Below are 11,421 nucleotides of genomic sequence, written 5' to 3' on the forward strand. Positions count from 1 at the left end.
GCGTGGAGGAGGGCGGGCTGGGCCAGGGGGCGGTCGTGCCAGAGGTGGTGGAGGAGTTCGGACTCGCGGGCGGTGAAGTCGGGCGGCGCCACGCCCTTCGTCGCGGCGCCGCGCAGGAAGGCCAGGTGGGTCGCGTACCCGGCGTAGTCGCGGACCGCGCGGGCGCCCGCGTCACCGTGCCGGCGGCGTGCCGCGTCCCGGGCGTCGGCGCGGGTCCGCATGGACGCCAGCGCGACGGGTTCGCGCGGGTCCAGCCAGCCCGCGGCGGCGTAGACGGCCAGGTGGGTGCGTATCGTGCGCAACTCGCCCGCGCGGGCCCAGAAGGCGAGCCAGACGACGAGGCCGAAGACCGGGATCATCACGGCGACGTAGACCGTCAGGAAGCCGACAGGGGACAGCTGGGAGGAGCCGTTCCACGCGCCGTGCAGGACCATCGCGAGCAGCCAGCCGCCCACGGGCGCGAGCCAGCGCCACGGGCGGTCCTGCCGGCTGGTGGCGGCGATGGCGAAGCCCAGGCCGGTCATGGACGTGAAGAGCGGGTGCGCGAAGGGCGTCATGAGCACCCGGACGAAGAAGGTCGCCGCGGTGGTGGAGTCCAGGACGCCGGCGCCCACCGCCTTGTCCTCGCCGAAGGCGGAGCCGAGGTAGAGGATGTTCTCGGTGAAGGCGAAGCCGGTGGCGACCAGGCCGCTGAGCACGATGCCGTCGAGCAGCGACTCGATGTGCCGGCGCCGGAAGAAGAAGAGCAGCAGGATCGCGGCGCCCTTGGCGGTCTCCTCGACGAGCGGCGCCACGAAGGTCGCACCCCACCGGTCGGACTGGGTCGGGGTCGCGGACAGCGTCGTCGCGAGGAGCTTGGCGCCGTACTCGTTGGCGAAGAGCGCGACGAGGGTGGCGGCGCACGCGCCCCAGGAGAAGGCGAACACGACGTTCTGCCAGGGGCTGGGCGCGACCCGGTCGAGCCACAGGAAGGCCCACAGCAGCAGCGGCACCGGCAGCACCGCGAGCGCCATGCCGACCAGGAACGGCTCGGTCCCTATGTGCTGCCGCACCACCGCCAGGATGACGACCCCGCACACCGCGAGCGCGGTGAACAGCGCACCGGTGCGCACCGCCCGGCTCTCCCAGAACGGCCGCCGCGGGGCGTAGTGCCAGGAGACGGGGGCCGCCGGTACGTACATCCGCTCGTCGGACAGCCGGCCGTCGGGATGGCCGTCGGGATGGGAGTCGGGCGAGGACGAGTACGTGGCCACCTGTCGACAGTACGTGGCGACCGGCCCGCCACGCGAGGGTGTGGGACAGCGGATGCGTGTGCTGCCCCCCGCCCCAAGGCGCGCGGGCCGGCGCGTACGTGACGGGCGTCAGACCCGGGTGAACAGCAGGTCCCGCACCACGTGCCCCTTGGCGAGCCCCTGCCGCTCGAACTTCGTCATCGGCCGGAAGCCGGGCCGCGGGGCGAAACCTTCCACCGGATGGACGTTGGCCAGCTCCGGCGCCGCGCTCAGCACGTCCAGCATCTGCTCGGCGTACGGCTCCCAGTCCGTCGCGCAGTGCACGACCGCGCCTGGCCGCAGCAGCGGCACGGCCAGGGCCAGGAAGGACGGCTGGATCAGCCGCCGCTTGTGGTGCTTGGCCTTGGGCCACGGGTCGGGGAAATACACCCTCAGGCCGGACAGCGACGCGGGCGGCAGCATGTCGCGCAGCAGGACGACGGCGTCGCCGTTGGCCACCCGGACATTGGTCAGGCCGGCCCGGTCGGCGAGGGCGAGCAGATTGCCCTGGCCAGGGGTGTGCACGTCGACGGCGAGGATGCCGGTGGCCGGGTCCGCGGCGGCCATGTCCGCGGTCGCGTCGCCCATCCCGAAGCCGATCTCCAGCACGACGGGCATGGCGGACGCCCCGGACCCGCCGCCCCCGGCGGCCGGGCCGAAGAGCGCCGCCAGGTCCAGCGGGCTGCCGTCCAGCTCGACGCCCCATGTGTCCCAGTGCCGGTCGATCGCGGCGGCCTGCGCCTGCGTGACGCGGCCGCGCCGGGCGTGGAAGGAGCGGATGCGGTGCTCACCGCGCGAACCGGCCGGGTCGGCGGCGGGGCCGTCGGGGAAACGGGCGCCGGGCAGGGCGGCAGGCGCGGTGGGGGTGAAGGGTGACGTGGACACAGTGGGTCCGATTCTACGGGACGGCGCCGGTGGTCCCGGCGCAGGTCACAGCGCCGCCAGCGCCCGCCGGGCCACCTCGCGGCCGATCGGCAGGGCGGCGGTCGCGGCGGGGGAGGGGGCGTTGAGCACATGGACGAACGGGGGCGAGCCGCCGAAGCGGAAGTCGTCGACGAGGGTGCCGTCGGGCAGCACGGCCTGGGCGCGTACGCCCGCGGGCGCGGGGCGCAGGTCGGCGGCCCGCAGCGCGGGGAGCAGACGGCGGGCGTTCGCGGTGAAGGCCCGCTTCGACAGCGAGCGCAGCACCTCGCCGGCCTCCTGCCGCCAGTGCCGGCGGGCGATCCGCCAGGCACCGGGGTAGGCGGCGGTGCCGGCCAGGTCGCGCGGGCGCACGGTCCACCGGCCGTACCCCTCCCTGGCCAGCGCGGGCACCGCGTTCGGGCCGAGGTGGACGCCGCCGTGGACATCGCGGGTGAGGTGGACGCCGAGGAAGGGGAAGTCGGGGTCGGGGACGGGGTAGACCAGGCCGCGGACGAGCCCGCGGCGGGCGGGCGCCAGCTCGTAGAACTCGCCCCTGAAGGGCACGATACGCATCCCGGGGTCGTCGCCCGCGAGCCGCGCGAGGCGGTCGCTGTACAGGCCGGCGCAGTTGACCAGCACCCTGGTGCGCAGGGCGGGCGGCCCGGCGGTGCCCGCGGAGAGGGTGACCGTGCCGTCCGCCGCGCGGCCGATCGCGGCGACCCGCAGCCCGTAGCGGATCGTGCAGCCCGCGTCCTTCGCGAGGCCGGCCAGGGCCGCGGCGACCGCGCGGAAGTCGCAGATGCCGGTGGAGCCGACGTGGATCGCCGCGAGCCCGGCGACCTCCGGCTCGTGCTCGGCGATCTGCACGGGACCCAACTCCCGGACCGCGATGCCGTGTTCACGTCCGCGCTGGACGAGCGCGTGCAGCCGGGGGAGTTCGGCCTGCTCGGTGGCGACGATGAGCTTGCCGGTGACCTCGTACGGGATGCCGTGCTCGGCGCAGAAGGCCGGGGTCTCGGCGCAACCGGCCAGCGCGTAGCGGGCCTTGAGCGAGCCGGGGCGGTAGTAGATGCCGCTGTGGACGACCCCGCTGTTGCGCCCGGTCTGGTGCCGCCCGGGGCCCGCCTCCTTCTCGACCACCGCGACCCGCAGCGCGGGCGCGGCCCGGGTGAGGGCGTAGGCGGTGGAGAGGCCGACGATGCCGGCGCCGATGACGGTGACGTCGTACGGCTCGGGGCGCGTCGCTGCGCTCGCGGACATGGCGGGCCTCCTCCCGGGTGCTGGTGATCAACTTACGCGGGCGGGCAGGTCGCGGCGGGGTGTACGGGAGGTCCGCGGGGCCATGCGGCCGTACGCGGCTGCGGTCGGCGCCCCCGTACGCCGGGAGCCGTACGCGTTTCCGTACCCGCGCCAGGACGTCCTACGCCGGGGCCGCCAGCAGCGGCCGGGCGCGTTCGCGCAGCTCAAGGACACGCGGCTCGTCGTTGTACGGCTCCAGGCGGTGCAGCAGGTCGCGGACGTACTCGGTGGTGCGGGCCGAGGAGATGCGGCCCGCGACCTCGACGGCCTTCACACCCGCGGCGCACGCGGCGTCCAGATTGCCGGACTCCAGTTCGGCGACGGCCGACACGACGAGCCGCAGCCCGTGCGAGCGGACGAACTCCTCGGTCGGCTTGGCCAGCGCCTGCTCGGTGAAGCGCTGGACCTGGCGCGGGATGCGCAGGTCGCGGTAGCACTCGGCCGCGTCGGCGGCGAGCCGGTCGTAGGAGTAGAAGCCGAGCCAGCTCGGGTCCGCGTCGCCCTCCCTGGCCCGTTCGAGCAGCGCCTCCGCGGCGGCGAGCGAGGCCCCGCAGGCCGCCGCCTCGCCGGCCTTGGCGTGGGCGCGGGCCTCGACCAGGTGGAAGAAGCTCATGGTGCGGGCGGTCGCCAGGCCCCGGTTGCGCTCCAGGGCGGCCTGGGCCAGGTCGACGCCCTCGTCGGCGAAGTTGCGGTACGTGGCCTGCAGCGACATCGACGCGAGGACGTACCCGCCGAGCGGGACGTCCGCGGCGGCGCGGGCCAGCCGCAGCGCCTGGATGTAATACCGCTGGGCGGCCTCCTGCTGGCCGGTGTCGAAGGCCATCCAGCCGGCCAGCCGGGTCAGTTCCGCGGTGGCGCCGAAGAGCGCGCGGCCGACGTCGTCGCTGTACGAGCCGAGCAGCAGCGGCGCCGCCTCGACCCGCAGGCACTCGGGCACCATGCCGGAACGCCAGTCGCCGCCGCCGTACTTGGAGTCCCAGCGGCGGGCGTCCTCGGCGGCCTCGCGGAGCTTGGAGACATCGGTGTGCCCGACGTGCGCCATGCCCGGAGCGGGCGCGTGCCGTGCGACCGTCGCGTCCGCGGGAGTGATCAGCCAGCGCGACGCGGGCGTCACATACGCGCTCACTGCGAAAGATCCGGCCAAACTCTGCCAGATTCCGGAACCTCCGGGGCCGCGCCGCCCCACGAGGTCCAGCCGCCACAGGTCGGTGGCCGATTTCACCGCCTCGCCGACGTCGCGCGGGAAGGCGAGGCCGACCTCGGGCGCCGGATCGGCGTCGGCGAGACCTATCTCGTGCAGCGGCACCGGGCGACCGAGCTTGCTGGCGATCGCGGCGGCGATCAGATGGGGTGCGGCGCCCTGCGGCACCATGCCCTTGGCCACCCAGCGGGCGACCGATGTCTTGTCATAGCGCAGCGTCAGACCGCGTTGCGCGCCCAGATCGTTGACCCGGCGGGCGAGTCCGGCGTTGCTGATGCCGGCCAGGCCGAGCAGGGTGCCGAGTTTCTCGTTCGGCCCGCGGTGTTCTCTGTTCACTGCGGTTCACCTCGTGATGCCGCTGGGGGGCAGGCCGCCGGGCCTGGTCTGTTGTCGGGGTGCGGGGGTCACCCTTCCCTGGAGCCCGATTCAGCCACCGCGGGCGCCTGTCGGCGGCGAGCGCGGTGTCTGGGCCGGATATCCGAGCCACACGTACGGGTGCGAACCGGATGCACCCAGCGTAGTTCGCCGCCTCCCGACCGTTAAGGGTCTCGTGTCGGATGGCGCGAATCCAGCCCCTTACCGGAACGTGTTCCTTACGGGGAAAGCGCCCCGCCGGCCCATCCCGTGAAGATCGGATGACTCGCCTCCCGCGATCGCCCGCGGTCGCCCGCGGGGGGTTGCGGAGGCGCTTGGCGCGTGCTCCCGGTATATGTGGCTGTGCGCCCGCCTGTGCGCTCTGTGCCGTACCGGCTGCGGGCGGTTGCATATGAGCCGTGGGTTGGCCCGCGCTTCCGCCAGGCGGCTATGGCGGGGTGCGGCGGGCCAGCGAGTTCCGCCGCCACAATCCCCGCGGGTGGCGGACCGGCCCGGGGGGCGTTGAATCGCTTCCCGGGCCGTGTGTTGTGCGCGGGCCGCCCGCCTCGCCGGGGCGCTGTGGCGCCGATTCGGGCGCCGTGCGCGTCGGTTGACGGTACGGAGAGTGTGTTTTTCCCCGGTCGTCCGGGACTTGCGCGGGCCGTCCCGATCGGCCCCGGCGGCTGGTCCGCACCGTCCGGGACGGAGATCCGCGGCGGAAAACGATCGTCGCCGGCGGACCCTGTCGCGCGGCATATCACCTCCGGCATGTGCCGCGGCCCCGCCAAAACTTTGGCGCGAACCCGACGTTTCGGCCGGGGGCCCTCTTCCGGGTGAAGTTGCCGTCCGCAACGCCCCGATTGCGCACCTATGACGGTTGTCGCTGCTGTTGATCTGTGCCCCGTGCGTCACGCGGGACCGCTGTCCGGCGCACGAACCGGCGCACCCGGGAACACCCGTGCGCCTCCTTGCGCGCGTCCACGTGGCAGCATGGTCTTTCGGACGTCAGACGTGGTGGCACGGCGGGGCGAGGCGCGCGCGAGCAAGCGGTGGGCCGAGCCCGCGCATCGGCTGTCCACAGCCTGTGGAGGCGACGATGCGGTGGTTGGTGGGGTGGAGCAGTGCCACCGCGGGTCCCGTTGCCGGCAACGGGGGCCAGACGCTGCTGCCGGTCGGCGCCCAGCTCCTGTGGGGTGACGCCGATCCGCTGTGGGCGGTGGGCGACTGGCGCCCCGACGAGGTCAGGGTCGTGCACGCGGACCCCTCGGGCCCGGGCGCCGCGTACGGGAGTTCGAGCGCCACCGGCCGCGGACCGTACGGCTCGGGCGCGAACGGGAGCGCGTACGGCGGCGGTTACGGCTCAGGGACACTCGGCGGCTACGGTTCGGGCTCCCGCGGGAACGGCGGCACGGGCGGCGGGTCGCAAGGCGTCGCGCGGCTCGCGGTGCTCGGGCGGTGCGGCGCCAGCGACGCGGAATTGCGACTGGGACTCGTCGCCGCCCGCGGCGGTGCACTGCGGCATGTGACGGCCTGGCCCGGCAGTTACACCGCCGTCCTGCAGCTCGGCCGCCGCATCACGGTGCTGGGCGACCTCGCCGGTGCCAGGCCGGTCTTCCACACCCGCTTCTCGCGCGGCACGGCCTACGCCACCGCCGCGCTGCCGCTCGCCGACCTCATCGAGGCCGGGCTCGACGTCACCCACCTCGCCGCGATGCTCGCCTGCCCCGACGCGCCCGAAGCGCTCGGCGACGGCACGCCGTATCTCGGCGTGCGGCGCGTCCCGCCGGGCCACGCGCTGACCCTGCGCGAGGGCGCCCCCGAGATCACCGGCTACGAGCCCACCACCTCACTCGCCGTCGGCCACCAGCCGGCCACCGCCGCCGACGCGGACGCCGCCATCGCCGCGATACGGGACGCGCTCGTCGAGGCGGTACGGTCGCGGCTCGCACAGCCGCGGTTCGTGCCCGACATGGGCGCCGGGGCGGACGCGTGGGGCGACGGGCCGACGCCCGCGCCCGGGATCGGCGCCGACCTCTCCGGCGGCAGCGCCTCCGCCACGCTGGCGCTGCTCGCCGCCGGACTTCCCGGCATGCCCGGCACACTGCCGGGCGCGCCCGGCTCGCTGGCCGGCGAACGCCTGCTCGCCGTCACCTTCAACGACCTCACCGCAGGCGGACTCCCGTTGCGGGACGGCGAGTTGGCCCGGGCCGGCGAACTCGCCGCCGACCCGCGGCTGCGGCACGTCGTCGTACCCGGCGGTGAAGAGTCGCTGCCCTACGCCGACTTGACCGGCGGCGCGCCCGTACCGCTCACCGACGAGCCCGGCCCCTCGCTGATCGTCGCCGAACGCCACCGGCGCAGGCTCGCCGCGGGCGGCGCCGACCACCTCATCGGCTTCGGCGCCCGGCAGGTGCTCGACGCGCATCCCGCGCGGCTCGCCGACCTGCTCATGGACCGGCGCCGGCGCCATCTCGTACGGCCGGTCGCCGCGTTGGCCCGTGCGGGCGGCTCTTCCGCGGCCGGGCCTGCGGTCCTCGTGCCCTTCACGGTGCCGATCACCGTCTACCGGGCGGCGCGGCGGCTGGCCCGCACCCCGTATCAACAGGGTGTGGAGGACGCCGCCGCCCGGCTGCTGCGGTACGCCTCCGGCGCGGGCGGCGCCGCGTCCTTCGGCCGTTCCGGCGGCCTCGACGGTTTCGGCGGCTCCGACGGTTTCGGCGGCTCGGACGGCCCGATCGGGGCGTCGCTCGCCGCGATGGCCTGGGTGCGTCCGGGGCCGGCCGCCCGGTGGCTCACCGGGGAAGCGCTTGCGGAGGTGTCCGTCCGGCTCCAGGAAGCGGCCAGGCGGCCCTGGCCGATCGAACGGCCCGGCGAGCGGCGGGCCCGCGCCGCGCTCGCCCGGCACGCCGCCGACTTCCGCGTCCTGGAGCAGGCCGCCGCCGTCCCCAGCCAGCGTCTGCACGCGCCCTACCTCGACAACGCCGTCGTGCGCGCCGCCCGCGCCCTCCCCGGCGCCCTGCGGGTACGGCCCGGCGCCCGCGCCGACATCCTGGGCGACGTGCTGGCCAGCGCCGGTGTGCGCGTACTCCCCGCCGGGTGGGGCGCCGCGTCCCACTCCTCGGCGTCCGCGGCTGCCGCCAGGGCCGGGATGCGGGCCGCGATCGACCCGCTGGTCGAGCTGTTCGAGGCGCCGCTGCTGGCGGACGCGGGGCTGGTGGACGCGAGGGTGGTCCGGGGGGCGTTGCGGGCGGCGGCGCAGGCGGGCGCGACGTCGCCTCTGGACGGGCTGGGGGAGCTGGTGGCCGTCGAGCTGTGGCTGCGGCGGTTGCTGGCGCGGCGGGGGTCGTGCTGGACCGGTACGGAGTCGCCTGGGCGGCGGGCGGTTGCCGGCGGGGTGCAGCGGCTCTCTCTGTGAGGGGGTTCGGCCGGCCGGTTGGCCGGCTGTGCGCTTTTCGGTGCGCTTGGCGTGGGTGGGTGGGGTCGGTGCCGCTCCCCTCCCGGTACGGGTCCCGCACGGCGGCTACCACCTGTGGCTGCGCCTGCCGGACGGCACCGACGAGGCCGCTCTCGCCACCGCCGCCCTGCACGCCGGGGTCGCCGTCACCCCCGGCCGCCCGTACTACCCCGCCGAGCCCTCCGCCCCGCATCTGCGGCTCAGCTACATCAGCGCGGTGAGCGCCGAGCAGCTGCGGGAGGGCGTCCACCGGCTGCGGCAGGCATACGATCGGGCCGCGCCGGCATGCCGCAGAATGGACGCCGGGGGCGAAGGGAGTACGCGGTGACCGTATGGGACGACGTGGTCGGCCAGCCACATGTGGTGGCCGAGCTGTCCGCTGCCGCGGCGGACGCCGACGCGCTCGTGACGTCGGGCGCCGCCGGGGCGCGTATGACCCATGCCTGGCTCTTCACCGGCCCCCCTGGCTCGGGCCGAGCCACCGCCGCCCGCGCCTTCGCCGCCGCGCTCCAGTGCGTGAGCCCGGACCGCGCGCTGGGCGCCGCCCCGGGGTGCGGCTTCTGCGACGGCTGCCACACGACGATGGTCGGTACGCACGCCGACGTCGAGTTCGTCCGCACCGACCTGCTGTCCATCGGCGTCAAGGACACCCGCGACCTGGTGCGGCGCGCAACGCTGTCCCCGGCGGGCGGCCGCTGGCAGGTGATCGTGCTGGAGGACGCCGACCGGCTGACCGAGGGCGCGGCCAACGTCCTGCTCAAGGGGGTCGAAGAACCGGCGCCGCGTACGGTGTGGCTGCTGTGCGCCCCCTCGGTGGAGGACGCCCTGCCCACCATCCGCTCGCGCTGCCGGCTGCTCAGCCTGCGTACACCGTCCGTGGAGGCCGTCGCGGACGTGCTGACCCGGCGGGACGGCATCGAGCCGCGCCTCGCGGCGGAGGTGGCGCGGGCCACCCAGGGCCATATCGACCGGGCGCGGCGGCTGGCCACCGACGAGTCGGCCCGGGAGCGCCGGGCCACGGTGCTGCGGGTGCCGCTGCGGGTCGCCGACATCGGCGGGTGCCTGCGCGCGGCGCAGGAACTCGTCGACGCCGCGTCCGAGGACGCCAAGGCCGTCGCCGAAGGGGTGGACGCCAAGGAGACCGAGGAGATGCGGGCCGCTCTCGGCGCGGCGGCGGGCGCGGGCAGCCGGATGCCGCGGGGCACGGCGGGCGTGATGAAGGATCTCGCCGACCGCCAGAAGCGCCGCTCGACCCGTACCCAGCGCGACTCCCTCGACCTGGCCCTCACCGACCTCGCCTCCTTCTACCGCGATGTGCTCACCGTCCAGTTCGGTACGGGCGAGCGCATCGCCAATACCGAGGTCGGCGACGGTATCCGGAAGATCGCCGCCGCCTCCCGCCCCGAGCACAGCCTGCGCCGCATCGAGGCGGTGCTCGCCTGCCGCGACGCCCTCGACTGCAACGTCGCCCCTCTCCTGGCCGTCGAGGCCATGACGCTCGCCCTGCGTGCGGGGTGAGGGCTGGGCCAGCGGGCGGGGTGAGCTTTTCCCTGCGGGCCGGCTGAGCCCTGCCCTGCGGGCGGGGCGACGACTCTGCCCTGCGGGCTGGGGTGACGGTTTCGCCCTGCGGCCGACTGGTCCTCGCCTTCCGGCCCGGCTGGAGCCGGCCTCCCGGCCCGGCTGACGCTGACCGTCCGGGCCGGCCGGCCCGGGACCCGCGCCGGCGGGCGCTCGCCCCGGCCCAGCTCTCGCCCGGGAGCCGGGTCGGCCGGCGGGTGGACCTCCCCACTGGTCGACCCGAACCGCAGCCCCCACGGCAGTGGCAACGTGGCGTTCGGGTGATCGCGGGGCGGTGACCGTAACGGCAGCCGGGGCTGGGGCGGTCGCCGTTGCAAGGTGCTGGCAGTGGTCCTGCCCGCTTGCCGTGTCCCCGCGGGGCCGCAGCCGTCCCGAAGGGTTGCCGTGGCTGACGTCGTGTGGACCGTACTGATCGTGCTGGCCGGTGCCGCGGCCGTACTGCTCGGGCATCGGGCACTGCGGCACTGGTGGGCCGAGCGGGCCGGGCGGGCGTACGAGCTGCCCGAGGACCGTACCGGCACCGCTGTGCGGGCAGGGGCAGCCGGGGCCGCGGCGCTGCTGGCCGCGGCGCTGTCCGTACCGTTGCTCGGCGGCGGGCAGGCGCCGGCCGGCACAGCGGCAGCAGCGCCCGCAGCCGCACACGCGCCCGTCGTCGTACCGTCGCAGCCGGCCCGTACGCCGGAACCGGCTCCGCTGCCGCCCGAGGTGCGTACCCTCGGGCACCCCTCGGGCGGCACCCTCGACCAGCTTCGGGACGGCACCCGGGTGTGGCTCCCGCCGCGTTACGCCTCACCGCAGGCGGCCCGCGTCGGCTTCCCCGTCGTCCTCGCCCACCTGCCCGCCGCCGCGGACGCGGACCTCTACGCCGGGTTCGCCCTCGCCCTGCACCGCCGGCTCGCCGACCCCTTCGTCCTCGTGCTGCCCGTCGACTGCGCCCATGACTCCGCCGCCCTCGCCGAGGTCACGCGGCACTACCGCGTGCTGGCCGCCCGCGCCACCACCGGCATCATCGGGGCCGGCGCCGCCGCCCCTTGCGCCGTGCGCGAAGCACTCGCCACCACAGGCCGTTACGCCGCCGCTGCCGGGATCTCCGGTCTGTATCCACACCTTGCCCCCGCTCCACCGCCGCACCCCTCCTTGCTGCTCGCCACCGCCACCGGTGAGACCGCCGCGCACACCGCCGCCCTGCGGCTGCGCGCCGCCCTGCACCCGCGCCGCGACGAGGTGCGCGTCATCGACGGCATCGCCGCACACCGCCAGCTCTTCGCCCTGGTCGCGGGCTATCTGACGGAGAAACTCGCCAGCCCCGCCAAGGTCACCGTCCTGCCGCCGGCCCCGGCCCCGGTATCTCCCACATCCCC

General features: G+C 75.6%; 7 protein-coding genes and 1 pseudogene. 4 read left to right on the plus strand and 4 right to left on the minus strand.

The window, feature by feature from the left end:
- The 4 genes from V7E46_RS29270 to V7E46_RS29285 form a co-directional block, all read right to left on the minus strand.
- Nucleotides 1–1,253 (minus strand): PrsW family intramembrane metalloprotease (locus V7E46_RS29270; RefSeq protein WP_333771255.1); only part of this gene is annotated, 1,253 nt, incomplete at its 3' end.
- 108 nt (nt 1,254–1,361) lie between these two features.
- Entirely contained in the window at nt 1,362–2,156 is a 795-nt protein-coding gene (gene trmB / locus V7E46_RS29275) for a tRNA (guanosine(46)-N7)-methyltransferase TrmB (protein ID WP_333771256.1), read from the minus strand.
- A 45-nt stretch (nt 2,157–2,201) separates the two neighbouring features.
- Nucleotides 2,202–3,434 carry an L-2-hydroxyglutarate oxidase gene (lhgO, locus tag V7E46_RS29280; protein WP_333771257.1) on the minus strand — a complete coding sequence of 411 codons (1,233 nt, stop codon included), beginning with the start codon at nt 3,432–3,434 and terminating at the stop codon, nt 2,202–2,204.
- A gap of 160 nt (nt 3,435–3,594) precedes the next feature.
- The gene (locus tag V7E46_RS29285; protein ID WP_329177917.1) at nt 3,595–5,010 is read right to left on the minus strand and encodes an MFS transporter; all 1,416 of its coding nucleotides are present in this window, start codon (nt 5,008–5,010) and stop codon (nt 3,595–3,597) included.
- A gap of 1,114 nt (nt 5,011–6,124) precedes the next feature.
- Between V7E46_RS29285 and V7E46_RS29290 the strand changes: the two genes are divergently transcribed.
- From V7E46_RS29290 to V7E46_RS29305, 4 genes and pseudogenes are all read left to right on the plus strand, one after another.
- A complete protein-coding gene (locus V7E46_RS29290) occupies nt 6,125–8,443 on the plus strand; it encodes an asparagine synthase-related protein (RefSeq protein ID WP_333771258.1) in 2,319 nt (772 codons plus the stop codon).
- Between the two features lie 79 nt (nt 8,444–8,522).
- A pseudogene (locus V7E46_RS29295) lies at nt 8,523–8,810 on the plus strand (hypothetical protein); the annotation flags it as partial.
- Nucleotides 8,807–10,000 carry a DNA polymerase III subunit delta' gene (locus V7E46_RS29300; protein ID WP_333771259.1) on the plus strand — a complete coding sequence of 398 codons (1,194 nt, stop codon included), beginning with the start codon at nt 8,807–8,809 and terminating at the stop codon, nt 9,998–10,000. The pseudogene V7E46_RS29295 and the gene V7E46_RS29300, both read left to right, overlap by 4 nt.
- A 444-nt stretch (nt 10,001–10,444) precedes the next feature.
- A partial coding sequence (locus tag V7E46_RS29305; RefSeq protein WP_333771260.1) for a hypothetical protein occupies nt 10,445–11,421 on the plus strand: 977 nt, incomplete at its 3' end.

Source organism: Streptomyces sp. IBSBF 2435 (assembly GCF_036815005.1).
Taxonomy (GTDB): domain Bacteria; phylum Actinomycetota; class Actinomycetes; order Streptomycetales; family Streptomycetaceae; genus Actinacidiphila.

Coding starts and splice junctions, on each gene's coding strand:
- V7E46_RS29290 (WP_333771258.1), top strand. CDS start 6,125: ATGCGGTGGTTGGTGGGGTGGAGCAGTGCCACCGCGGGTCCCGTTGCC.
- lhgO (WP_333771257.1), bottom strand. CDS start 3,434: ATGTCCGCGAGCGCAGCGACGCGCCCCGAGCCGTACGACGTCACCGTC.